We start from the raw sequence: 24,936 nt of genomic DNA, 5'->3' as shown, positions 1-24,936 counted from the left end.
TGTATGTTCTATGCCACTTTATCAGCATTTGCAAAACGCTAGCCTAGATGAACAAAAAGCAGCTCACATTAAAAGAAAAAAACGAGATATATAAAAGTGACCGTGTATCGCTAATGACGTCGGAAGGCGGAATTATGACGGCTACCATGCTTAAATGTTTCAACGCAATACAAGTTAGCTTACAAAATTTTGTTGTTGAACACTACACATGTGTAGACACAGCTGAAGATGTTTTAGGTGAAAGCGTTTTAGAATTTGAAGTTCCATGGGTTGAGTTTTGTCAGACTATGGGGTGGAAATCTACTAATAGAGATAGTGCGAAAAAAACAGTAAAAACACTTAGGCAAGTTCAAGTTGAATGGGGACTTGGCGAATACGATACAGGTAGTGCCGGTTATTTGCATATCATTAGTGGAGCAAAAATTGACAATGGCGTTTTGTCGGTACGTATTGATCCCTTAGTTCGTCGTGAACTGTTAAACCTACGTGGACTAGCCAGTATTGCTTATGATGTGAGCTTGATCAATTCAGCTTGGAGCGATAAATATACCCCAAGGTTTTATGAACTCTGCTTACGTAATTGGCGCGATGGTAAAAATTCAACACGTTATTCAGTTGATGGCATTCGCGAAGCTGTTGATTGCCCATACGAAATTGTCAACGGAGAAAAGGTTTGGGCAAATGCTGAGTTTAGAGATTTCAACAAACGTGTATTAGCCAAAGCAGTTAAAAACATTAACGAATCAAACTTTATCGATTTTGATGTTCAAGTAAAAACCATAGGCAAACCGGTCCACACAATTTTTGTTGGTTTAAGTTTAAAAGATTCGTTAGACAATACGCTGAATGAAAGAGTGGCCAAACAAGTACTTAATCAGTTACTCGAACTTGGATTAAAACAAGCGGCAGAAAACTTCTTTGATAAAAAATATGGCCATAGCAATTCGTTACATAAACTGTCGTCGAAAGAATATCATTACGTTCAATATTGCTTAGAAAAATATATAGAAAAAATCGGTACTATTCGACCTGGAAATGAATCCCGTTATTTAACAACTTGTCTTGAAAGAAATGAAGAAGGCTTTGAACCTGTTTGGGCGAAAATTCAAGATTCATTAGAACAAGAGCTGAAAAAACAAAAACAAGAAAAAATAGTATACGAACAGCAATTGAACGAAGCGAAAAAAGCCAAAAGAGCTGAAGTTAAAGGTGCATATAATGCGAGTGTTGTTGCTGAATATATGGATGAGTTATCTGAATCAGCGCGACAAAGTTTAATTGAACGAGCGGCCAAAGCACAAAACAAAAGTAACCCATCAAGACTTTACGATAGACTTCCACAAGCAGCAAAAAATGCCATTGTTAGACAGTACGTTTTAAATAGCGGTTTAGTGGATGACATGATAGACCAAGCCAGATTGAAACGTTTGCTGAAAAATGCAGACGCTGCAGTTGAACAAGATTTTAAAGTGAACCAACAAAGACTGACGGTTAATCATTAGGTTTGTTAAGTGGAACACGTTAATTTTGTCCGCGCAATGTTTAATGAACTGACAGCTGAAATTACTTCTTTTCAATCTGAATTAACTAAACATCAGCAATCTATTACGACTTTTGCTTATCAGCTTGGTCCATTATCTCTACTAAACAAGTCGCCTAGTTCTTTTACTGAACTAGAAAATTTATCAGAGGTTTTTCGTGCCTATAGTCACTTTGATATTGAAGCCGGTGAGAATGGAAAATTTGTTCACCGTTATCCAGGTGTCGTTGCTGTGCGCAACGACAGTATTTTTGAAAGTTTAACTTCGCATATCATTTCGATTAATAACATTAAAAAATCTCTGCACGACTATATTACTCAACATGGCAAACCGACATATATAGTAGATGAAAACAAAAAATCTACTTACGTAAAAAACGATCTGCTGTTTTCTTCATTACCGATGAAAAACCATTTGATGTTAACTCGCCACATAGAGATCGAAGATGAAAAACAATCATCCGTCAGTTTCAGTTGGAACATTGATTTTATTCATCGAAAAATTGCAGAGCACACAAGTTTGATAAATAGTTTAATTAATCGAATTGGCCAACCAGAGCATGGGCTATCACAAAATTTTTGGCAAAGTGAAATTGAAAATTTGATTGATAAAATTGAACAGCATGTACAACAAGGCATAACGTTAAAAATTATTGATCCTAAACCTGTTGAACCCATGGTGTTTTTTGCGGGTTCGAAAAAGCGGGTCAAAGCTAAGTTGCCAATGCTAGTGCGAGCGGCTGGAAATTTTTCTTGTAAAAAAACTTTAACGCCTCCGCCTATACATCCATTAGAAATTAAAAAGGGCAGGGGTAACGAATATAAAAGGTTGTCAAAACACTTTTACATTTATGCTTGTTTTTAAGCCTTAGCTATCTTTTTCTAAATTAAAAATCAGCGACTCTATGTGTTCACTGCATACTTGCTCAATTTTATCCATAGAGCGGGTAGAGCGTGATACAGAAACACCTTGTAAAAAAGTAGCTTCAAGCACTGCTTTAATTAAAGTTTGGTGATGCGGATATAAAGCTTTGAACAGCTGAGAAAACTCGTCTTGTGTTGAATTTATTTTAGGCTGGGTTTTTGTGTAATTAGCGTGAAATTGACCTAGTTCTTTAGTGTAAGCTCCATCTGGTTTTAATAGATATTCTAACAAATCTGAATAGTCATCCGCACTGACCGCATTTTTCATAGCATCTAATTTATGCAAAATATATGAATCGACAGTTAATGTAGATTTACCTGACTTTAGTCTATGCAGATAAGCACGAAAGCGGCCATTTAGTTTTTTAAAGGAAGCTGCGTCAATTTGAGTTTTTAAATAACTTTGAGCATCTAAGTATGGAAGTTGCGTTAGCTGATTTTGTGTTTCTGCTGTGGTATCAGAAAATATTCTGTCTTTTCGAATAAAAGATAACCAGTGTTGGTCTTTTTCATTTATTGTTTTTGCCAAGTTACACTTCCTTAAATTTGTTACCTGTAACATTATAATTTAAGGTGAAATGGCATGCAACAACCCGACAATCAATAAAAAACTCAATACCGAGTTCCAACACTATAATTCCCAACATGCAATAACTTCATTTATTATAGGTGTTGTTGGCGTATTATTCTGTTTAATCTTTTTACTCAGAAATTGAGTGTTGCAGTTTTGTTTTATAGTATATTGCATGTTGGGAACGAACTCCGAGGTTGTTAATCATTAGGGAGTGCTTATTACACACTCCCCCTACGATAAGCTAATGCAACAAAATCAGCATGATGATGCCTATACCATGACACCAACAGGCGCTATATTAGCGCCTGTAGACATATATAAAGACGCAAATCAACGTTAAAGACAAACGTTTTAAATATCCTGGGCCAGAAGAAGTACAAGAATTCCAAATCGACTAAAGTTATAACTCGGCTGCTGATAAAGTGGCCGAGTTTACGACTAAGTAACTCTTAGAGTTTAAACAATGACTCGCATCAGCCTAAAATCCTGAATTTAGCTGCTTCAAAAATTCAATTTCTTCGTCAGTGGAAACTCGGCCAAGAATAGTATTCCTGTGCGGATAGCGGCCAAACTTATCGATAATAGCTTTGTGTTTAAGTTCAAAATCTAGGTTATTTGCTAAACCCAGTGCTTGGTAGAGTTCTACAGCTGTAATATGAACAGCGGCCGACTCACTGTGCATATAAGGCAAATATAAAAAACTGCATTCGGTATCATTGAGTTTACGATCAAAACCTTTAGCAATCGCTAGTTGTGCAAGTGCCAAAGCGAGTGCATCGTGGGCGAATGAATCCGCTTTATCACGATAAATATTACGTGAAAATTGGTCGAGGACAATAATTTCCGCCAAGCTGGCTTTAGGGTTGTCACGCCAGTCTACTAATTTTCCGGCCGCAGCTTGTTGGTGTAAATCGCCAAAGCGGCTCTCGATCAACGCGTCTAACTTAAGATCTTTCACCCACCACTGGCTTGGCTCTAATTCGCTAAACCAAAAGTCTAAAACTTGCTGGTGCATTGTTTATTCCTTGGGATCAATAAACACTAAAACCTTACCATAGTAATAGATTAAGCATAAATCTATCGAATTTTAAAAAGCGTCTGGCTCAACGTTCAGCTGACTATTTATTAATGTACACTAGAAAGCCAACGCGGGAGTTATGAGAAAAAAACGTATTAGTTTGCGACAAATAAACACATATGAGCCTGCAATTTTGCCACACAGAGACAGGATAAATGGCCAGCCTATTAAGCGCTAGCCACAATTTTTTAGCCGTAGAATTTTATAAACGCTCTAATACAGCTTGGGTAAATTCACTTGTACCAGCTGTACCACCTAAATCACGCGTTGTACGATCGCCAGTTTCAATAACTTCGCGAACTGCATTACGTAATCTGTCGGCTTTGTCTTTCATACCTAAATATTCAAGCATTTGTACCGAAGCTAAAATTACAGAAGTTGGATTTGCCAAGTTTTTACCAGCAATATCGGGCGCGCTACCATGAACAGCTTCAAAAATAGCACAATCTTTACCAATATTTGCGCCTGGTGCCATACCTAAACCACCAACTAAACCTGCACATAAATCAGAGATAATGTCACCGAATAAGTTAGTTGTAACAATTACATCAAATTGTTCAGGGTTCATCACCAATTGCATACAGGTGTTATCAACTATCATTTCTGTTGATTCAATTTCTGGATAACGTTCGCCTACTTCGCGCGCAACTTTTAAAAATAAACCCGAAGTTGATTTTAGAATATTCGCTTTGTGTACAGCTGTTACTTTTTTACGACCCTCTTTTTTTGCAAGTTCGTAAGCAAAAGTTACGATAGCTTCTGCACCTTCACGAGTAATTTGGCTTTTTGCTTCAGCGGTTGCGCCGTCATCCGATAAAGTTTGACCTAAACCAGAATACATACCTTGAGTGTTTTCACGTATGGTAATAATGTCGATGTTTTCGTAACGAGCACGTGTGCCTTTAAACGAAATAACTGGGCGTAAGTTTGCGTATAAAGCAAATTTCTTGCGTAAAGTTACGTTAATTGAAGTAAAACCTTCACCCACTGGGGTTGTAAGCGGGCCTTTTAGCGTAACCTTGTTTTTTTCAATTAAATCCAAGGTTGCTTGTGGTAATAATTCGCCAGTTTTTTCATACGCAACTAAGCCTGCATCTGCGTAATCAAATTCAAATCCACAGTCTAATTTTTGTAAAATTTGTACTGCCGATTCAATAATACTTGGTCCAATGCCGTCACCTGGGATGACTGTAATTTTTTGAGTTGTCATAGGTATTAACCTCTTGTAGTAGTCGCCTGTGTGTGGAGTTCAATAAACTAGTTTAGTGAACTCGAATTTCATTTTAGCGAATAAGGCGGGGCAGCGGGCTGTATAAGTTGTTATCTTGACTATTCTCTTGCTGAATTTGTTGGAAACTTGTGAAATCAAGGTTCAGCAAAGTTAGCGCTTGTTGCAAAGGCTGAGGCAATGCCTCTGGCGTTTTTTCGCGATCATCCACCACAAAACTTAAACCAACAGATGTGCAGGCACAAACTAACAGTGCAAATGTTTGCTGGGTTTTACGATTAAAGTTATGCAGTTTGCTAGGGGCTTGTAAAGCAATCAAGGCGTCTAAACACCAGCCTTCTAGTCTAAGATCATTTTTCAACGTTTCCAACAAAGCTTGAGGGTAGAGTTTTTTGTGCTTAAAAATTAATTCTGGACTGTGAGAATAAAACTCAGGTGCTTGCTGATAGGTTTGAATTTGCGGTGCGTTTAAGTAAGGCATAAAAGCCAAGCTAACCATGAGTTTAGCTTGTTCTTTATCAATTATTTTAAACTCGTTAGCGAGGTTTTCCGCCACTGACTGAGCTTGTAATAAGTACAACTGATGTAAGTTTTGATGATCGTATTGATACTGAATGTAAAAAGACTCTATTTGGTAGCGGATCAACCAATAATAAACTCGGTTCAAGCCTAACATCATAATTGCGTGGCGCGTTTTATTTATTTGACTATTAGATTCAGCTAGCTCACTGGCATAAGTGCACAATGCATTGTGTAAATAGGGTAAGGCCTGTATATCTTGATTTAACAAATCTACAGGATCATTCGCACTTTGATGAAAATGCGCTAATAAAGTTTTTAATGCAGTTAATGATAAATGCTGCGATACATTCGCTGGTTTTTCATTTTGTTTAATAAATTCACAGCTTTTATGTTGGCACCATTCAAGTACTTGTTTAAAAGTGAGTTTGTTAACCTGTTCTGCCGTGCTAGTTGTAGCTGCAAGCGCTAGATTATCTCTATTAAAATGATGCCAAACACCAGTTAAAGAGAAACATATTGCATCTTGTTCATGTTCTGATGAATGCATTAAATAATGCATTTGTTGCTGTTTTTGCTCAACAACCAAACTACCAGCAGGTAAGTCCGTTAGGTATTTGAACAAACTTTCTAGTAGTGAGAATTGGATTTTACTGCCATCTTGGCAAACCAATGTTTTTAATAATTGCAGCCAATTCGCTGTTGGATTTAAGCTTTGCTGATGAACAATCAAACATACTAGACTAAAAACTTGCTGGCTAAACAAAGTATTTGCCGCGTTTGTATACTGCCAAGCAATTAACTGAGCCAAGGCGCCAAATTGCCTTTGTTGCACTTGTTGCGCTGACTGCATTGCACTTGCCAACAAGTGTTTTTTGTCTAACTTTGGTTGCTGTAACAGCTTGAGTATTGAAATGTCGCGTAAACTCGCAGCAATGAGCAATTTGTGCAGTAACTTGGGATGGAGTTTATAAATATCAGCAAAAGCTATCAGCAACAAACAGCTGGATAAATAACGTTTTTGCGCTCTAGGTAAAACAAGCGGTAAGTTGATAAAAGCAGTGGTAAAACAACTGTTTAAAATCGACGGTGCTAACCAAGTTTGCGCAAGCTTATTTGCTAAGCTTTTTAATTGTTCGGTATCACTAGCCCCATCAGCGGCCATTTGCATAAGTTGTTGATGTTGTTTGCATATAGCAAATAAACTTTTTACAACAACTAAACCGGCAAACGGCCGAGGTTTAATTTCTGTTACCAAGGGATAGACTGGCCATCATAAGCGTAAAACCCGCCGCTTGTTTTGGCAGTTAACTTATCAACGACTTTACGTAAACCAGTTACTGATGCCGTGGTATTAATTAATGCGTTAGGGCCACCCATATCTGTTTGTACCCAGCCTGGGTGTAGGGCAACAACTTTAACGTCGTATTCAGCTAAATCTACCGCTAAACTTTTGCTAACAGCATTTAGTGCAGCTTTTGAACTACGGTAAATATAACTACCACCAGAGCCATTGTCTGCCATGCTGCCCATTTTACTGCTTAAAAATGCAATTTTTCGCTCTTGCCCAAGCAAGACATTATCTATCATAGCTTCAGCAAATTTTAACGGCGCTATGGTATTAATTTCTAGCGTTTTCAGCCATTCAACTTGGTCTATTTGACCGAACTGACTACGTTCGTCTTTCGGCCCATAATAACCAGCGTTAGCGATTAAAATATCAATTGCTTGACCATTTAACATGCTTTTAATGCCAGCGATTTGTTTTTCATCGGTTATATCGAGCGATAAAATTTTAATATTGCCAAGTTTTTTAGCTAATGCATTTAACTCAGCTGATTCCAATGGTGTTCGGGTAGTTGCAAAAACTGTGTAACCAGCTTCTGCGTATTGTTTGGTGAATTCAAGGCCAATTCCACGATTGGCCCCAGTTATTAAGACGGTTTTCATAATATTTTAAGTATTTTCTTTATGTTTGAACGATTTGGTAACAAGGTTCGTATTTAGTGCCTGGTAATTTCATTCTACCTTGTTCAACAAAGGCTTTCAGCAGCTTATCTATCATCAACATCAATTTTTTATCACCATTGATTTGAAATGGACCATTGCGTGCAATTTCTAAAATGCCTTCTTCTTTCACATTACCAGCTACGATAGCCGAAAAGGTTCGACGCAAATTAGCCGCGAGTACTGATTTTTCTTGATCAAAATGTAAGTCTAATTCAGCTACATTTTTATGATTCGGAATAAAAGGTTGCTGGAACGCAGGATCAATTTTTAATGACCAATTAAAATGATATGCATCGCCACTGTGTTTTCGGTTGTTGCGAACTTCAGTCATGTAACTCTTAATATGCTGCGCAACTTTTGTTGGGTCATCAACAATTATCGTATACAAGTTAGCCGCTTCGTCACCTAAAGTTGCGCGGACAAATTTGTCTAATTCTTCAAAATAATTAGCGCTTTCCCTTGGGCCTGTTAACACAATGGGCAAACACTGTTTATTATTTGCTGGATGTAACATTATACCTAGCAGATATAACAACTCTTCTGCTGTACCTGCACCACCTGGAAATATCACTATGCCATGTGCAGCACGCAAAAACGCTTCTAAGCGTTTTTCTATGTCTGGCAATATAACTAATTCATTAACAATAGGGTTAGGTGGTTCAGCAGCAATAATAGAAGGTTCAGTTAAACCTAAGTAGCGAGCACCTTTAACCCTTTGTTTCAAATGACCAATGGTTGCACCTTTCATTGGGCCTTTCATTGCACCTGGACCACAGCCAGTACAAATATTTAGCCCACGTAAACCCATTTGATAACCAACATCTTTGGTATATTGATATTCATGTTCACGTATTGAGTGACCGCCCCAACATACCACCATGTTTGGATCAGTTTGAGTTTTTATTGCGCCAGCATTGCGCAAAATATCAAAAACATAGTGAGTAACATGGCTAGGATCGTGTAAATCAATTTTACTTAAATCGCGCAGGCGCACACCTGTGTACAAAATGTCACGCAATACCGCAAACAATAACTCTTTAATGCCAACAATTAATTCGCCGTCAACAAAAGCATGGCTGGGCGGATTAATTAATTTAATTTTGACTCCACGCTCACGACGAATAACATCAATATCAAAATCTTGAAACTGGTCGTAAATTTCAGCGCTGCTGTCGGTGTGACTGCCAACATTAAGCACAGCAAGTGAACAATTGCGGTATAAGCGATATAACTCGCTGGTTGAAGATTGTTTTAATTTGTCGACTTCCAGTTGTGACAATAAATCCATGCTGCCAAGTGGATTAATTTCTACTATCATACTTCACTCCTTCATGATGAACGCATGCCCAACGCGTTAATATTCTAGTTATCATGCAGTTGATGATAGAAACATTAACAGCGCCGTTGCTGCTATAACACTTTAAACAACAGTGTAGTTTAAGTATTACTCATTTTTTGAAAAAGTGAAGAAAAATAATAGCTTATCTTTTAAGCACTATCTTGTCTCGTCCACCTGATTTGGCGTCATATAAAGCTTGGTCAGCTCTATCAAATGCACTTTGGGGTTGGTCTATGGCTTTAAATTGGGTTAAGCCCATAGAAATAGTCACAACTAAATCTGCATTTTTAAACTTAAATGGAATTTTTTTAACTTCCGCTCGAATATGCTCTAGGCGTTTTTCAATATCTTTAAGTTTAGACTCAGGGAATAACATGACAAACTCTTCGCCACCGTAACGGGCGATAAAGTCGGTTTCGCGTAAACCCTTTTGCAAACATGCGGCAACAATCTGCAATACTCTGTCACCAACTGAGTGGCCAAAGGTATCGTTAATTGATTTGAAGTGATCAATATCGGCAACTGCGATGCACAAGTCGTGGTTGTAGCGCATCCAACGGCGATATTCTAATTCCATGCGCTCGTCCATAGAAGCACGGTTCGGTAATTTAGTCAGAGCATCCTGCAATGATTTAAACCTTTGTTCAGACAGTTTCTTTTTATATTCTTCTGCTTCTTTTTCAAGCTCAAATAAACGTTCTTCCATTTGACTTAAACTGTTTATTAATAAGTCGTGTTCTTGAACTTCTAACTCTTCTTTTTTGGTTAAAGCGTCTACTATGTCGGCAATTCTGCCGTTTATTTGTTTTTTGAGAACATCTAACGACTTAGCTTTTTCAATTTCGGCAGACATACCGGCTAAATCTTTTTTAAGTTTATCGTTTAGTTCTTGTTTAGATTGGTTAATCTCTGTGCTGCCATTGATAGAGCTTGCAACGGCTGTGTGCACTGAGTTCAGCGCATCATTTAAACTAAATAAGAAACTTTGGGCAGATTGACGTTCTTCGGCAATACTGTTGATAACGATACGAATAATTTCAACACAGCTATTTACCAATATTTCAGGTGTAACAGTTGCGGATAAAATTTCTCGCAGCGCATCAATTTTTTCAGCATTTTCACCAGAAAACGCAATATTGCTTAAAATATTAACTAACTCTGCGCTAATGTCACTTTGTAAACCTTTAAGCGCTTTCGCATCAATTTCTGGCCCTTTGTTGCCAGATTGAATAGCAAGGCACTTGTGATAGAGGCTTGCGAGGTTTTCAATGCAAGGTAAATAATGCAACAAGGAAGATTTAGGCTCTTCTAACGCTTGCATATAGCTACGCAATTCGCGGCGGAATTCTGGATCTAAGTTTTTAACTTGCTGGAGTTGTTTACCGGCGGCTTTAAGCGTACTGCTGGTTTGTTTTAGATTTAACGCTAATCGGGTGCTGTGCTGCGAAAGCAGTTGTTCGATATGACTTAATAATGGCGATAAATTTTGCATATCTGGGTTTTTAGCCAAATATGCACGGAGTTTAGCCAAGCGATTGTCTAGCTCGACGTCTATTCCTTTACAAACGTTTGTTAGACGGCTGATAAATCCGGTTAAAGTTGCAAATTGTTGTTCATAAGTTCGCTCTAGGCTTTGCCGCGAACGTACAGAAACGACTAGCTTCTTTTTCAGTAACTCTAATTGCTCTTCAGACACTCAATTAAATCCCGGTCAATTATTTGGCCGCTACAACACCAACTTCATAACTTCTGGTTAAGACCAGTGTTTCATCCGTTACCTGATTGTAGCTGAAAATCTCGAACATCAAGGTTAAAATTTTTAGACAGGGCGCACAAAACTTTGTGATTTAACCATAAACCAAGGGATTCGCCTAGTCCGATCACAGGAATTTGTTGGCAAAAATGAAACATTTTTTATTGACGAACCAATCTATGCGCAGTTTTATCTTTCAACAAACTCATATGTGAAACACGTAATGGATTGATATCTAAGCCACCTCTGCGAGTATACCTTGCATAAACACTGAGTTTTTGCGGTTTGAGTTTGCTTTCTAAGTCACGAAAAATTCTTTCGACACAATGTTCGTGAAATTCGTTGTGATTTCTAAAACCAATTAAATATTGCAACACAGAAGCTTTGTCAAAAGCTTGGCCTTGGTAACAAATTTCTATACTTGCCCAATCGGGTTGGCCGGTAACTAAACAGTTAGATTTAAGCAGATGTGAAACCAAAGTTTCTTCTACCAATTCATTGTTATTACTATCCAACTTTAATACATCTGGATTGTAATTATAACAATTAACCTCTAGGTCAATCTCGTCGATACAATTACCAGATAAATAGGTAACACGGCGTTTGGCAAACTGGCCTAATGGATAAAGTGTGACTTCAACTGCTGCACCGCTGCATGCAGATAAATCTTGTTGCATCAAAGCTGTTACTTGCTCGACCGAATCAAATTTACTTTGGTTAAAGCTATTTAAATAAAGTTTAAACGACTTAGATTCAACCAAGTTTGTTGAGTTAGCACTAAATACAAACTCTCCTATATACACAACCGGCTTGCCAGACGGTAACAACCAAGAAATTTCGTACCCTGTCCAAATATCCACCCCCAAAAACGCTTGGTTTTTATTTGGCAAAGAGTCCCGCATTAGTTTGCGTGGTACAGCTTGTAATTGTTTAGCGTCGTACTGGTCTACGTACTCTGTCGATTTGCCAAGTTTGAGCTCGGGTAAAATACTTGTGTTCTGTTGTGACATAAGGCCTAATAACTGTCTTAACTTAACTTTAATAGGCTTTATTGTACCTTATGTCGACCTTGATTCACGACGCACTCACTAATTTTTTTTATAAAAAGCAACAAGCGCAAACTTGGATAGAATATTATGACAATTGGTTAAGCCCGTGTATCGATGAAGTTGACGACAAACAACAAAATTGTAGTTGGCATGCAGTACAACGTGACGGCTCGTCCGATTTATCAAATATCAATAATGCGTTAGAGCTTGAATTACATCCTGATATCATAGCGTTTTATTGTAGTTTTTATGCACCCACCTTGGAAGCTGAGTTTGATGGTAATAACTTGAGTTTAATTCAAGCGTGGAACGATGAAGATTTCACCATTTTGCAAGAGAATATCATTGGCCACCTCTTGATGAAAAAAAAGCTAAAACAAGCGCCAACCGTTTTTATCGCTGCAACCGATGATGACCAATATATTATTTCATTAGATAATGCGAGTGGGGCAGTTATGTTAGAAATGGTTGGCAAGGAGCCTAAACGCCAACTCGCAGATAACTTAACCGACTTTATTAACCAGCTTGTCTAATGCTTGCTGGAGTTGTTCGACTTGTCGCTCTAGTTGGACAACTCTTTGCTCCATGGTAAGTTCGCTTGTTTGTTCTGCTTCAGGCTCTTCCACTGCAATTGCTTGAGAGTTGTTCTGTTGCCAAGCTTTTAAATAAGTTTCTGGGTTTTCTTTAAAAGCTGAAACAGCTTTAGTAATAGCAGGTAATGGAAGAGGTAACAAAGCGCGATTACGTACAGCAGCAACGCTGACTGTTTTTTCTTCATTGTGAAGTTGGCAGATTATTTCGAGAGCGGCTTGAATAGCCTGTTCAATTTTAGACATCTTTAGTAGGTTAACCGAGCTTAACAAAGCTCGGATTCTAGCAAGTTACTTTCACTTTATTAAGCACATTTTAACTGATTTTTGCCACAGTCTTTTGCGTGATAAAGTGCGCTGTCAGCACGTCTAAACAATTGTTTGCTCGTTTCGCTATATTCCCAAGCCGCGCAGCCAATCGAGCTAGAAACTTGGCACTGATGCATAATTGCTGACTGTGTAACCAAAGATTGAATTCGCGAAGCAACACGCATTGCGATGTCTTCTTCAGCATTATTGAGCAATATCGCAAACTCGTCTCCGCCAAACCGAAAGGCTAAATCACTGCGACGAATACAGCGGCGTAATATTTTTGCAAAGGTTTTTAATACTTCATCACCCATTTCATGGCCATAAGTGTCGTTTGCACGCTTAAAGTTGTCTAAGTCAATAACCAATAAAGTTAAAGGTTGTTCATCTCTTTGTGTGCGCGCAATCGCCATTTCAAACTGTTCATCAAAACCGGCTCTATTACCCAACTGAGTTAGGTGATCTTTAACCGTTTGTTGTTGCAACAAAAAATACTGCAGACCGTTGTAAACCGGCATAGTTAATTTGTTTTGCAGACTTTGTAACAACCTTAGATCTTGGTTTTCAAATTCACGATATGAAGCATAAGTCAAAATAGCCACTGACTTTTGATTTATATGTAGTTCCGTAATATGTTCGTAAATCCCTTCAACAAATCGTTCAGTTTGCACACTTGTCGCTTCGGTTTGAATTCTAATGCCGCTAATTTGCACGTATTTTGCCACTTCATCGGCAAAAATTTGCACAATTCGTTGTAAATCTAGCGAAGAGTGCAAGCGCTCAGTCAAACTAGCAAACGATGAAAAGTCGGATTGCTGGTCTTGCGCTAAGAACTGGCTTGGCAAGGGATTTAATGTGTTTTGGTCAGATGACAGGTAACTTTGTAATATATCCACCTTACACCTCTGTTTTGGCTATTGATAGATGAGTTAAAGCCAATTTAATGCCAACTTTAAAATAACTAATAAAGTCATAAGGTTAATGGTATTGGTTTGCTTTTTTGACGTTTCTTAACAAGAGATAAACTTAGAGGTCAATAAATTGACCACGTCTTAATTCCTTTGCAGTTGGTTATTTTTTTATAAATTTTCGGCAGAGCTAAAATGTTCACCTATTATTAATACATAGTCTTAGTTTTCCTTAATAGAATTATAACCATACGATGGAATTGACGCTTTTTTCAGAAATTTTATTATTACTAGCCATTTCCGTGAGCTTGGTGGCGATTTTTCGTCGGCTAAAGCTAGCGCCAATACTGGCATATCTGGTCGCAGGCATCTTAGTTGGCCCCTCATTATTCAATTTTTTATCCGAAACCAAAGAAATTGCCTTTGTTGGTGAACTTGGAATTGTCTTTTTACTGTTCTCGTTGGGCTTAGAATTTTCTTTCCCTCGACTGATTGCCATGCGCCAGTTGGTATTTGGCGTTGGTTTAGTCCAAGTTGTCGCGACCCTGCTGATCATTTTAATTGTTTGTTTAGTCAGTGGTTATAACTGGCAGTCTGCTTTAGTAGTCGCATGTGCTTTGGCTTTATCTTCAACCGCAATCGTGATTAAACAGTTGACTGAAAACGGCAAGTTACAAAATAAACGTGGGCAATTAGCCGTATCTATTTTGTTATTTCAAGACCTTGCTGTAGTGCCGATGTTAATTGTTATTCCAATAATTGCAGGGGCGAGTCAGGCCGATTTGGCTTCAAGCCTGCTAATGGCGTTACTAAACGGCGCGCTGGTGTTTGTATTGTTGATATCGGTTGGTAAATGGTTGTTACCGCGTTTATTTAATGAAATCGCCCAAGCACGTTCGGACGAATTATTTGTTTTGACCACCATTTTGGTCGCTTTGCTTACGGGCGCTATCACGCATTTATTTGGTTTATCCATGGCATTGGGCGCATTTTTAGCTGGCATGATGTTAGGTGAAAGCCAATATAAACATCAATTAGAAGCAGATATACGGCCCTTTCGCGATATATTAATGGGTTTGTTTTTTATCAGTGTTGGCATGCAGCTCGACATATTTATTCTGGCTGAATCGCTCCATTGGTTATTGCTGTTTGTCGCAATTGTTTTGGCAATTAAAGTTTTAATTATTCAAGTGATAGCGCGTTTGTTTAAACAGACTAAAGCCGATGCTTGGGCAAGTGGCATTATGTTATGCCAGATGGGCGAGTTTGGTTTTGTTATTGCCGCACTTGCGCTTGATCAAGGTTTAATAAGTAAACATCTTGCATCTATGTTGGTGGGTGTTGGTGTTATCAGCATGGGAATAACCCCTTATTTAATAAATCACTCGTCTCGTTTTGCGCAATTTTTAGCAAAACAGACCCAAGAGGAAGAACAAGACGCAACTGAATCACAACAAGAAGAGCTAAATGACCATGTGATCATTTGTGGTTTTGGTCGAGTAGGGCAAATTGTTAGCCGCTTTCTAAAGTTAGAATCTATCCCATATGTCGCGTTAGATGTAGATCCAACACGTGTGCATGAAGCTAAAGCCGCCTATGAGCCAGTACATTTTGGCGATGCGCGTAAAACCGAAGTACTCAAAGCAGTCGGTATCAACAAAGCTAAATTAGTCATCATTGCATTTGATGATTTACATAAATCTTTAGCTGTTATTGATTTAATCAAAAAATACGCGGAGAACGCAAAAATACTGGTTCGGACCGGTAACGACGATAATTTGGAAGCATTAATCGAAGCGGGAGCCGACGAAGTTATTCCCGAAACTTTAGAAGGAAGCCTCATGCTAGTTTCGCATGTCATGCTTCATTCGGGTGTACCTGTTAAACGCATATTTGGCCGGGTAAGACGCGAGCGCAAAAATCACTACAATGGTTTACATGGTTTCTACCGCGGTGATTCGTACAAGCAGGACGAAAGAGAAGTTGAGTACTTACATGCGGTAACCTTAACTGATAATGCTTTTGCCGTTGGTTTACATTTAAATGAATTGGATTTACCACTCAGAGGTGTTGAAGTTACAGCGCTTAGACGCGACGGTAAAGAGTATTACAACCCAGAGCCAGATATGGAATTAATACCACAAGATGTGTTGATTGTATTGGGTGTACCACGCAGAGTTGAACGGGCAGAAAGGTTTTTGTTAGAAGGCGCTTAAAAAACACTAAAGTGGTATTGTATTACTATTTAAATGTTGTTATATTGTTTCTGCCTTGTGACAGGTAACTTTAGATAACTTAAGCCTACCAAGCTAAATTATCTATTGTTTGTTTAAGTTCGTTTGTATGTATTTGGAAAGGGATTTCATTTTTTTAATTAGGGAAAGTTAATTCAATATGTATTGTGCTAGTTGCGCAAAATACAGCACGCTGATGTAACGCAAAGTTTTGCCAATTCCAACCAATATAATAAAAGTGCTTAAGCGAATTCTAAGCATACCGGCAATTAAAGTTAACACGTCTCCACCGACTGGTAGCCAAGCGAATAATAAGCTCCATTTTCCATAACGCTCAAACCACTTTTGTGATTTTTCTATTTGAGACTGCTTAAAATAAAACCACTTTTTATGCTGATATTTAAGTAGATAGCGGCCTAAATACCAGTTAACGACTGAGCCTAAGGTATTTCCTATAGACGCAGTGGCAACTAAACTCCAACCTGGCAGCCCCTGTTGCACCATGGCAAACAAAAACACTTCCGAATAGAAAGGCAAAATAGTGGCGGCTAAAAATGAGCTAAAAAATAGAGTGAGGTAACTAAGCATAAATTAAGTTTATTTGGATGTGTTAACCAACCAACGAAATAGTCTGCGCTGGCTTTTTTTGTAGAGCAAATATTCAGGATGCCATTGTACACCCAATATAGCTTGATTGTTGGCTGCTTCAATTGCTTGAATAAAGTTATCCGCATCAAAAGCAGTTGCGACCAAATTGTTACCTAGGTTATTAATTGCTTGATGATGCAAACTATTTACTTTTAGATGGGTTTTACCAACAATTTTTGCCAGTTTAGAATCCGCTTTAAGTCTGACCGGTTTGCGTGCTAATAACATACTTTTATTGGACGTTTTTCTACGCATAGGCCTAATATCAGGATATAAGCTGCCACCACAAACAACATTTATAAGTTGATACCCGCGGCAAATACCCAGTAGAGGCTTATTGTTTTTTAAAGCATACTCAATGTAATGCATTTCGAGCGCATCGCGTTTGCGATCATAGCTGGCTTTTTCCATCACTTCGCCGCCGTATAAAGAGGGGTGAATATCATCCCCGCCACTGATCACCAAAGCGGCAAAATTGCGCTGCTTTTGCGGTGTTTTAATGCTGATACGTTTCGCGCGGCCGCCAGCCAAAAATATCGACAAGCGAATACACTGCCACGATGGCGAAATACGCTTGGCATTGCCTGTTACGCCGATAACAGGTCTTGATAAATTTGATTTAGCTGTGCAAAACATGGATTATTTCCTATTGCTTTATCAATGACAGATTGTTGTTGATATTCGTTGATTAAACTCTGTAACAGCTCGGGTGTGGAAGCAATTTTCTCGACAACACACCAAATATTCCAGCAACGAGATAGTTGCCAATCAGTTTCATTTATTTGGCAATTCGGCAAACGATAATGAAAGGTTGGCCGCGTATTAATTTTTTCGTGTGGTAATTTCGCATCAATAGGCTGCGCATCAATGTGCTTAAATAGCGGCAGTAAGTCGAGTGCTCTATTGCGGCTAGGATTAAAGGTTAAATAATCCTCTACAAGTGTTTGATACGGCGTTTCGCTGCTGTATCGCAATACTGTGTCGATATAACTTTTGCTGTATTTTTCAATATACGGCATGACCCTGCGGCTTAAGTCCACCTGATGTTGTTTAATTAACCAATCTTGCGCAATACAAAAAGCTTGCAGATAAGCAATAATTGTTTTTGCTGAAAGGTCTGGCAGCTCAGGGTTGATATGTACGCCAAACGCATAAATGGCCGATTCATTGGTACCACTTGCGCCTAGTTTGCGTAGTACATTGACCATTTTGTTTAACTGATGTAATTGGCTAATCTGTATAGGTGGGCAAACAACTTCTGTTGGAACAACACTGGTCGATAATTCTGTGATCCATTGTTGAATTTTTTCGCCCGCCACATCTAATTCAGATTTGTTGTGATTGGTGTTAGATGCGCGTTGTTGCGCCTTAATTTGTGCATATTGCCAGTCGAGTTCAACGGTGAATTTACCAAGCTGTTCAACATTAATTTTGTAATCAGTATCCGTTACATATTCTGTTTTGCTGTGAAATACATTGGCAATAGCACTGGCGACTTCAGCTATAGTGACACTGGCAAACTCAAGTTCAAAACCAACTCGGCGCTCGTGTTGCTCCGTGGTTAATCTGTCTGGTTGAATATATGAGTTATTCATTATTTACGTCCCTCCATAATTTGATTAACTGATTGCCATTCAAGTGTTCTCGCGGTTACCGACAATATGGTTAACATGGGTACTGCCACAATCGCGCCAGCAATGCCCCATAACCAAGCCCAAAACAAAACTGCTGCAAATACAATAATTGGGTTTATACGCAAGCGAATACCATGAACATATGGGTCGATTAACATGCCAGTAATATTGGTTAATAACAAAAATGCCCCAACCGGCATGAGCGCAGGCAACACGGCCTGCATTTGGCTGACACTAATTGCAAACATAAGCGCACAAATTACAGCGACACCTATGTAGGGAATAAAACGCAATAAAGTAACCAGTACTAGCCAAACCCAAGGCATGGGTAAATCGAAATACCACACAATTAAACTAGTTAACAAACCACAGATTAAATTGATTATTAAAACCGTAGCGAGATAGCGGCCAACTTCTGTGCGTAACCTTCTAAATAATTTGATTGCACGGCGGCGAGTTTGCCGGTTGTTCGACAGTTTGGTTAAGTTGTGCAGTAATTCACCACCGTTATTGAGCATAAATAAGGTGAGTGTTAACACAATAATGAGTACACCAAAACTTGTTTGTAACCCAGTAAATATTTGGTCTACCCAGCCAGCTTGATTATCTATCACTATGCTGGTTTCGGCTGAGTTTTCGACTAAATCAGCCACCATTTCGTCTACTTTTTCAGAGGTTTCTTGCAGTTTATCTATAGTTGACTGAATTTGTTTGTCTGCTTCTATCGCTGCTTTTATTTTTTCAGGGGCGGTTTGCATCCATTTAGCCATTGCCGGTACGGCCACCCAAACACTTGAAAACATCGCAAGTGCTGAAAAAAGAGTCATGATCAAACTGCTTAAAAATTTCGGCAAACCGATATTGTGCAAGAATTTGACGGATGGCGATAACAATAGCGCCAGCAAACTAGCCAACACCAGTGGCAAAAATAAATCACGAGCAAGCGCTAGGCTGCTGACAAGCGTAAAAACTATCAGGCAGGGGACTAGGTATTGTATATATTGGGCATAACCCAAATCAGTTGGTGAATTCCGTTGGCAAATAACTTTCTCCTTCCTTTCTGGTTTATATTAACCTGAACTCGGGATAACAAGTTAGCTAAAGCTTTGTACCTATTTACAAATATTCTCTATCGGTATTCTAGGGAGAAATTTATGCTTAGAGCAAGGCGAATTTGCGTGTGTAATAGCTGGCTATTACGAGCAAATTCAACGCAGTTATAAGGATAAATAGCCCCTAGAAAGCAAGTTGTTATCTCGAGTTCAGGTTATTAATACTGGGGATGATTTGATTAGGATCAACCCCAATAAAAGCTAATCTGCCTGTGGTTGGTTTGGTGGGCTATAGCGCCTTACTTGTAAAACTATACCCATATGTGGGTGATCAAAATAATGAATTTCAGTCGAGCGAATACGTTTATTCTGTTTAAAATAATACGGGTATAAAAAAGTGTCGGCTAAATCTAACCCTGCTGGGTTATCTGTCGCTTTTATTGTGTCATCCGCCAATACTTTTTCTGGATGAGGGCCAACTTTTCTAATGTTAAACTCGGTTTCAATAAACAAATAGTGGCGCAGGTATATTTTAAATAAACCATCTAACTGCCAAGTTTGTTTGGGCGTACCAGCTATTTGTTGCTGTTGTTGCCATTCCAATGCTTGTTTGTCTTTGAGTGCATTTTCAATTGACCAAGTATTAGAGTCGACTTTATCTAAAACCTGTTGAATATTATTTAAAATGCTTTGGTGTTTAAGGGACTGCTCAGACGACAAGTTTAATACCGGGTCGTTTTCATTCACTTCAATCGGCTGGATGCCAGTTACTTGTTGTTCGCTTTCAAACTTCTCAGCAATAATGGGTTCGCCATAATAGCTGTATTCTTTTGAATAATTGTTGCCAGCGTATATGCGCCAAGGTATTTCTTGGTTTTCTGCTTTAACTGGCTGACGCCAAGCCATATGCATGAGTGTGCGAATGTCTTTACGCCATCTAAACTTAGTCGCTAGCTCGGTAAAGGCCAAATGTTCAGAGTTTAACAAGTAAGGCTCGGTTGAATATTCGTCTACATGCTGAGTAATGCGTGTTGGCATTTGTGACCAATACACACTGTTATCCGCTTCGTCTAATATTTCTCTGTCAGGGTTTAACACACTGGCTGTTGGCTGATAACAATGTATCGGATACAACCAGCTTGGTGCATCAACAGGAAATGTCAGTTGCTGAATATCAACAGGGCGCTCAATTGTTAAAGCAAAAGTAGGCACGCTAGGCTGCTGCTCTATTGCTAATTCTCCTTCCGCTGTGTCTGTTAAGTCACTACTAACGCTGCCAGTTGTGCTTTCTTCCGTTTGGTTTTGCGACGGCGTAAATGCTGTGTCGTCAGAAAAACTAGCGCCATTTTGCGAAATGCCCGCGTAATAACTAGCATTTTCGCTAGATGCGAACGACTCAGCCGGGCCTTGATAATCAGCTGTTGCAGGCAACTGCAAAGGGGATAAATAAGGTAGAGCATCCGCACATTCTGGTAAGAATTTGCGTAGTTGCTGTGGATCTGGCTGAAATACAGGACTAATTAAATCGCGCGCTTTATTCACCAATATAGGTTTTATCTGCGGTTGATATTCTTCATTAATATTTTCGTCCGACGGGTTGTGGGCGAATATTAATAATTCTATTTCGAACCAACGTTCATTATCGGCGGCTATGGCTGCCGAATTGCCGCAGAATAATCCAAGGCCTGCAATTAATAAGCTCAATTTGAGTGAATTCAATTTAGACAGCCTGTCCATCTTTATTGTTAGCCTTTAGATTGTTGCGCAAATTCGTTTAACATAGATTCTACCAGCTTGATGCGGTCACGGGTATCTTCAGTTTCAATATTGAATCTTAATTTGTCTGCACCTGACATTGAGTAAATCCTAGGTTGCGCTTGAATTAAACCAATAATAAAGGCTGGGCTTACTTTGGTATTCTGGCTAAATTCTAATAAACCACCTTTTGGCCCCACATCAATTTTCTTGATACCAGCTTTGGCTGCTAGTAGTTTTAATTGGTTCACTTTTATTAGGTTTTTCGCCGCATCTGGCAATAAACCAAAACGGTCGATTAACTCAATTTGGAAGTCGTCTAACTCTTCATTGTTTTGGCAACTTGCTAGACGTTTATACAAGGACAATCGCATATTGACGTCAGTAATATAGTCATCTGGCAACAGCGCAGGAATACGCAGCTCGATTTCAGTTTGGTTTTGTAATACTGAATCAAGCGATGGCTCTTTGCCTTCTTTTAATGCATTAACCGCTTGCTCTAACATTTCCATATACAATGAGAAACCAATAGAGGTAATTTGACCACTTTGGTCTTCGCCCAACAATTCACCGGCACCACGAATTTCTAAATCGTGTGTTGCAAGGGCAAAACCTGCACCTAAATCTTCTAATTGTTCAATTGCCTCTAAACGCTTAAGTGCATCTTTGGTCATGCGTTTAACATGTGGTGTCATTAAATAGGCATAAGCTTGATGGTGCGAACGGCCAACACGGCCACGTAATTGATGCAATTGAGCCAAACCAAAGTTGTCGGCGCGGTCAATAATTATGGTATTGGCGCTTGGAATGTCGATACCTGTTTCAATAATAGTGGTACAGACAAGCACATTGTATCTTTGGTGATAAAAATCAGACATTACGTGCTCAAGCTCACGTTCACGCATTTGCCCATGTGCCACAACTACATTTGCTTCGGGAATCAGCTCACGTACACTTTGTGCTGTTTTTTCTATCGTCTCTACTGAGTTGTGTAAAAAGTACACCTGACCACCACGCATAATTTCACGTGAAATCGCTTCTTTTATTAAGCTGTCATCTGACTGGCGCACAAAGGTTTTAACTGATAAACGTTTTTTCGGTGGTGTGGCGATAATAGATAAATCACGCATGCCACTCATGGCCATATTAAGCGTTCGCGGAATTGGCGTGGCGGTAAGGGTTAGAATATCCACATCGGCGCGGCGCGATTTAATCAATTCTTTTTGTTTAACACCAAACCTATGTTCTTCATCAACAATTAATAAACCTAAATCAGCAAACTGTACGTCTTTTGAAAGTAACTTGTGTGTACCAATAATAATGTCGACTTTACCGTCTTTTAATTTGGCCAAAGCTTCATTTTGTTGTTTAGTACTTTTAAAGCGTGATAATACTTCTACCTGTACAGGCCAGTCGGCAAATCTGTCTTTAAAGTTTTCATAATGTTGCTGCGCAAGTAGGGTAGTTGGTACTAATACAGCAACTTGTTTGCCTTCGTTTACCGAAACAAAAGCCGCACGCATTGCCACTTCAGTTTTACCAAAACCAACGTCACCACAGACTAGTCTATCCATAGCTATAGGTTGCTGCATGTCAGCTAGTACATTTTGAATGGCATCTAATTGATCTTGAGTTTCTTCAAACGGAAAACCTGCGGAGAATTGACGGTATTGGTCTGCATCTATTTTAAACGGATAACCAGGTTTAGCATTGCGGCGCGCATAGATATCTAAAAGCTCTGCGGCAACGTCGCGGACTTTTTCTAACGCTTTGCGTTTGGCTTTTTCCCATGCGTCACTGCTGAGTTTATTCAGCGGCGCGTTGTTAACATCACCACCTGTATAACGGGCGATTAGATGTAATGACGAAACTGGTACATATAGTTTTGAATCTGCATATTCAATGGTAACAAACTCAGTTGGTACACCCGCAGCATCAATTGTTTGTAACCCTAAATAGCGACCAACACCATGATCTAAATGCACAACTGGCTGGCCGACGGATAACTCTGCAAGGTTTTTTACAACAGAGTCTGTACTGCCTGTTTGCCCACGTACACTTGAGCGGCGACGTCTTTGGCTAACGACATTACCAAGTAATTCAGTTTCGGTAACAAAAGCAATTTTTTTGCCGTCGATTTCGGCTAAAAAGCTGTGTTCTAAATCGGCAACAACAATGCCAGATTCTGCAGTATTTTTTAAGAAGTTACTGACCGACTGATAGGTAGTTGGTTTTATTTTATTTTGTTTGAGTAGTTCTAACAAAGTTTCGCGACGACCTTGTGACTCCACCACATATAAAGTGCGTGCTGCATTTTGTGCTAAGTAGCGGTTGAGCTTGTCGTACGGTTTTGCCAATTTTGCATCTACTGCAATATCGTCAATTGCTTCAATTAAAAAGTTAAAACGACCCGATTTTTCATCTAAATTTTGGCTGGTGAATTCAATTCGAGCGAATTGTTTGAGGCCAGAAAATAATTGGTCAACCGATAAAAATAGTTGTTTCGGCTCTAATAACGGACGCGATTTATCGTAGCGGCGATTTTCATATCTTTTATTAACTTCGTCGATAAAATGCGTAGCGGCACCCTGTATTTTGTCGGTAAACAAAATTGTAGTTTGCTCTGGTAAATGCTCAAACAAGCTACTGGTTTGTTCAAAAAACAGTGGTAAATAATACTCTATGCCGGCCGGCATGATTTTTTTACTGACTTGATAATAAATCGATTCTTTATCTGTGCTTGGTTCAAATTGTGCGCGCCAGTTTTGGCGGAACTTTTCTATGCCTGCATCATCAGTTGGAAATTCGTGTGCGGGTAATAAATCAACCGTTTTAATGGTATCACCACTGCGCTGAGTTTCTGGATCGAATACTCGAATTGAGTCGACTTCATCATCAAAAAAGTCGATACGATAGGGTTGATTGCTCCCCATAGGGTAAAGGTCGAGCAATGAACCCCGAATACTAAATTCGCCATGTTCCATTACTTGGTCAACCAAACGATAACCTGATTGGACTAGTCGACCACGCATAGAGTCGATATCTAACTTATCTCCTTGGTTTAATATAAGGCTGTATTGACCAATAAAATCAACTGGCGCCATACGCATCATCAGCGTATTAATAGACACAATATAAACACCGCTGCGCTGCTGCAAATTATGCAAAGTGTGCAAACGCTGCGAAATAATATCTTGGTGTGGTGAAAAGGTGTCGTAGGCTAAAGTTTCCCAATCAGGGAAAAAATGCGCGTTTTGTTTGTGTTCTTTTAATAGCGAATCAATTTCTGCATGCATTTTTAACGCAGACGCAGTGTCAGGCGTAACCACCAACACAGGCGACTTTTGTTGTTGGCTCAATTGGCTAATAGCAAACGCAGCACTGCTGCCTTTTAAATTGCCCCATTGAATATGGTCTGAACTATTTTTCGGTAATGCAGGTTTGGTAATTTGGCAGAAATTCATTCACTTGAACTAATCGTTTTATGTTGCGGCAAGTTTAATCAAATATCAGGGAGAGGTGAAGGGGCAAAGGTGATTTGCTGGAGGAAAGTTTGTTGCCTGTATTGGTAGCCCCCTAATCCGAGCCATTAACGAGTGTAACAAGGCCAATGTAATTAACTAGTGGGTAATATACAACTTGTCAGCAATCAAAACAGGAATAATGGTGAATTAAAATTCATTTTATATGAATCATTATCTTCCTCTCGCCGTTTTTATCTCGTATATTATTTGCAACGCTTCGACATAAAGTTAAGTGAAGATCAACAGCCGTTTTATAGCTGTAGCTTGT

20 protein-coding genes are annotated in these 24,936 nt (G+C 39.1%); 4 read left to right on the top strand and 16 right to left on the bottom strand.

Going from position 1 to position 24,936, the window contains the following annotated elements; genetic code table 11:
- The first annotated feature begins 134 nt into the window (after positions 1-134).
- Both ACMZOO_RS18955 and ACMZOO_RS18950 read left to right on the top strand, forming a co-directional pair.
- On the top strand, positions 135-1,502 hold the full coding sequence (locus ACMZOO_RS18955) for a replication initiation protein (protein WP_440906452.1): 1,368 nt from the start codon (positions 135-137) through the stop codon (positions 1,500-1,502).
- Positions 1,503-1,511: 9 nt separating this feature from the next.
- Positions 1,512-2,405, top strand: coding sequence for a DNA replication terminus site-binding protein (locus tag ACMZOO_RS18950; protein ID WP_440906451.1), 894 nt, complete (start codon positions 1,512-1,514; stop codon positions 2,403-2,405).
- A 3-nt stretch (positions 2,406-2,408) separates the two neighbouring features.
- Here ACMZOO_RS18950 and ACMZOO_RS18945 read toward each other — a convergent pair whose 3' ends face one another.
- From ACMZOO_RS18945 to queF, 8 genes are all read right to left on the bottom strand, one after another.
- Positions 2,409-2,993, bottom strand: a complete 585-nt coding sequence (locus tag ACMZOO_RS18945; protein ID WP_440906450.1) for a hypothetical protein — start codon at positions 2,991-2,993, stop codon at positions 2,409-2,411.
- 523 nt (positions 2,994-3,516) lie between these two features.
- Positions 3,517-4,053, bottom strand: coding sequence for a DUF924 family protein (locus ACMZOO_RS18940; protein WP_440906449.1), 537 nt, complete (start codon positions 4,051-4,053; stop codon positions 3,517-3,519).
- A gap of 265 nt (positions 4,054-4,318) precedes the next feature.
- Positions 4,319-5,326, bottom strand: a complete 1,008-nt coding sequence (locus ACMZOO_RS18935) for an isocitrate dehydrogenase (RefSeq protein ID WP_440906448.1) — start codon at positions 5,324-5,326, stop codon at positions 4,319-4,321.
- Positions 5,327-5,399: 73 nt separating this feature from the next.
- Positions 5,400-7,121, bottom strand: a complete 1,722-nt coding sequence (locus ACMZOO_RS18930) for a hypothetical protein (RefSeq protein ID WP_440906447.1) — start codon at positions 7,119-7,121, stop codon at positions 5,400-5,402.
- On the bottom strand, positions 7,115-7,813 hold the full coding sequence (locus tag ACMZOO_RS18925) for an SDR family oxidoreductase (protein ID WP_440906446.1): 699 nt from the start codon (positions 7,811-7,813) through the stop codon (positions 7,115-7,117). Before ACMZOO_RS18925 ends, ACMZOO_RS18930 begins: the two co-directional genes overlap by 7 nt.
- Positions 7,814-7,832: 19 nt before the next feature.
- Positions 7,833-9,191, bottom strand: a complete 1,359-nt coding sequence (gene ppnN / locus ACMZOO_RS18920) for a nucleotide 5'-monophosphate nucleosidase PpnN (RefSeq protein WP_440906445.1) — start codon at positions 9,189-9,191, stop codon at positions 7,833-7,835.
- Positions 9,192-9,354: 163 nt separating this feature from the next.
- Positions 9,355-10,908 (bottom strand): GGDEF domain-containing protein, encoded by a 1,554-nt coding sequence (locus ACMZOO_RS18915; protein WP_440906444.1) that lies wholly within the window; start codon positions 10,906-10,908, stop codon positions 9,355-9,357.
- 218 nt (positions 10,909-11,126) lie between these two features.
- The gene (gene queF / locus ACMZOO_RS18910; RefSeq protein ID WP_440906443.1) at positions 11,127-11,975 is read right to left on the bottom strand and encodes an NADPH-dependent 7-cyano-7-deazaguanine reductase QueF; all 849 of its coding nucleotides are present in this window, start codon (positions 11,973-11,975) and stop codon (positions 11,127-11,129) included.
- Positions 11,976-12,025: 50 nt separating this feature from the next.
- Here queF and syd point away from each other — a divergent pair, with 50 nt between their 5' ends.
- Complete coding sequence (gene syd, locus ACMZOO_RS18905) at positions 12,026-12,547, top strand: SecY-interacting protein (RefSeq protein ID WP_440906442.1); 522 nt, start codon at positions 12,026-12,028, stop codon at positions 12,545-12,547.
- Here the strand turns inward: syd and ACMZOO_RS18900 are convergent.
- Both ACMZOO_RS18900 and ACMZOO_RS18895 read right to left on the bottom strand, forming a co-directional pair.
- Positions 12,518-12,850: a hypothetical protein gene (locus ACMZOO_RS18900; protein ID WP_440906441.1), complete on the bottom strand. Its 333-nt coding sequence runs from the start codon at positions 12,848-12,850 to the stop codon at positions 12,518-12,520. The genes syd and ACMZOO_RS18900 overlap by 30 nt on opposite strands.
- A gap of 59 nt (positions 12,851-12,909) precedes the next feature.
- Positions 12,910-13,809, bottom strand: a complete 900-nt coding sequence (locus tag ACMZOO_RS18895; RefSeq protein ID WP_440906440.1) for a GGDEF domain-containing protein — start codon at positions 13,807-13,809, stop codon at positions 12,910-12,912.
- A gap of 266 nt (positions 13,810-14,075) precedes the next feature.
- Here ACMZOO_RS18895 and ACMZOO_RS18890 point away from each other — a divergent pair, with 266 nt between their 5' ends.
- Positions 14,076-16,037 carry a monovalent cation:proton antiporter-2 (CPA2) family protein gene (locus tag ACMZOO_RS18890; RefSeq protein ID WP_440906439.1) on the top strand — a complete coding sequence of 654 codons (1,962 nt, stop codon included), beginning with the start codon at positions 14,076-14,078 and terminating at the stop codon, positions 16,035-16,037.
- Between the two features lie 168 nt (positions 16,038-16,205).
- Here the strand turns inward: ACMZOO_RS18890 and ACMZOO_RS18885 are convergent, their stop codons facing one another.
- The 6 genes from ACMZOO_RS18885 to mfd form a co-directional block, all read right to left on the bottom strand.
- Entirely contained in the window at positions 16,206-16,643 is a 438-nt protein-coding gene (locus tag ACMZOO_RS18885; RefSeq protein ID WP_440906438.1) for a YqaA family protein, read from the bottom strand.
- Between the two features lie 9 nt (positions 16,644-16,652).
- Positions 16,653-17,339 (bottom strand): gamma-glutamyl-gamma-aminobutyrate hydrolase family protein, encoded by a 687-nt coding sequence (locus ACMZOO_RS18880; protein WP_440906437.1) that lies wholly within the window; start codon positions 17,337-17,339, stop codon positions 16,653-16,655.
- Positions 17,291-18,298, bottom strand: a complete 1,008-nt coding sequence (locus ACMZOO_RS18875; protein WP_440906436.1) for an amidoligase family protein — start codon at positions 18,296-18,298, stop codon at positions 17,291-17,293. Before ACMZOO_RS18875 ends, ACMZOO_RS18880 begins: the two co-directional genes overlap by 49 nt.
- Complete coding sequence (locus tag ACMZOO_RS18870; RefSeq protein WP_440906435.1) at positions 18,298-19,353, bottom strand: AI-2E family transporter; 1,056 nt, start codon at positions 19,351-19,353, stop codon at positions 18,298-18,300. The genes ACMZOO_RS18875 and ACMZOO_RS18870 overlap by 1 nt, the downstream gene beginning before the upstream one ends.
- A 297-nt stretch (positions 19,354-19,650) precedes the next feature.
- Positions 19,651-21,108 carry a CsiV family protein gene (locus tag ACMZOO_RS18865; protein ID WP_440906434.1) on the bottom strand — a complete coding sequence of 486 codons (1,458 nt, stop codon included), beginning with the start codon at positions 21,106-21,108 and terminating at the stop codon, positions 19,651-19,653.
- Between the two features lie 26 nt (positions 21,109-21,134).
- Positions 21,135-24,608 carry a transcription-repair coupling factor gene (gene mfd / locus ACMZOO_RS18860; protein WP_440906433.1) on the bottom strand — a complete coding sequence of 1,158 codons (3,474 nt, stop codon included), beginning with the start codon at positions 24,606-24,608 and terminating at the stop codon, positions 21,135-21,137.
- Positions 24,609-24,936 lie beyond the last annotated feature (328 nt).

Source organism: Catenovulum sp. SX2, assembly GCF_052056295.1.
In the GTDB taxonomy this organism is placed as follows: domain Bacteria; phylum Pseudomonadota; class Gammaproteobacteria; order Enterobacterales; family Alteromonadaceae; genus Catenovulum.
Note: the sequence above shows the minus strand (reverse complement) of the source record. Positions and strands in the feature narration are given on the sequence as shown.

Bases quoted from the DNA above. Each gene is read 5' to 3' on its own strand.
- ACMZOO_RS18955 (WP_440906452.1), top strand. From the start codon at position 135: ATGACGGCTACCATGCTTAAATGTTTCAACGCAATACAAGTTAGCTTA.
- ACMZOO_RS18940 (WP_440906449.1), bottom strand. From the start codon at position 4,053: ATGCACCAGCAAGTTTTAGACTTTTGGTTTAGCGAATTAGAGCCAAGC.
- ACMZOO_RS18935 (WP_440906448.1), bottom strand. From the start codon at position 5,326: ATGACAACTCAAAAAATTACAGTCATCCCAGGTGACGGCATTGGACCA.
- ACMZOO_RS18925 (WP_440906446.1), bottom strand. From the start codon at position 7,813: ATGAAAACCGTCTTAATAACTGGGGCCAATCGTGGAATTGGCCTTGAA.
- ppnN (WP_440906445.1), bottom strand. From the start codon at position 9,191: ATGATAGTAGAAATTAATCCACTTGGCAGCATGGATTTATTGTCACAA.
- queF (WP_440906443.1), bottom strand. From the start codon at position 11,975: ATGTCACAACAGAACACAAGTATTTTACCCGAGCTCAAACTTGGCAAA.
- syd (WP_440906442.1), top strand. From the start codon at position 12,026: ATGTCGACCTTGATTCACGACGCACTCACTAATTTTTTTTATAAAAAG.
- ACMZOO_RS18900 (WP_440906441.1), bottom strand. From the start codon at position 12,850: ATGTCTAAAATTGAACAGGCTATTCAAGCCGCTCTCGAAATAATCTGC.
- ACMZOO_RS18890 (WP_440906439.1), top strand. From the start codon at position 14,076: ATGGAATTGACGCTTTTTTCAGAAATTTTATTATTACTAGCCATTTCC.
- ACMZOO_RS18885 (WP_440906438.1), bottom strand. From the start codon at position 16,643: ATGCTTAGTTACCTCACTCTATTTTTTAGCTCATTTTTAGCCGCCACT.
- ACMZOO_RS18880 (WP_440906437.1), bottom strand. From the start codon at position 17,339: ATGTTTTGCACAGCTAAATCAAATTTATCAAGACCTGTTATCGGCGTA.
- ACMZOO_RS18875 (WP_440906436.1), bottom strand. From the start codon at position 18,298: ATGAATAACTCATATATTCAACCAGACAGATTAACCACGGAGCAACAC.
- mfd (WP_440906433.1), bottom strand. From the start codon at position 24,608: ATGAATTTCTGCCAAATTACCAAACCTGCATTACCGAAAAATAGTTCA.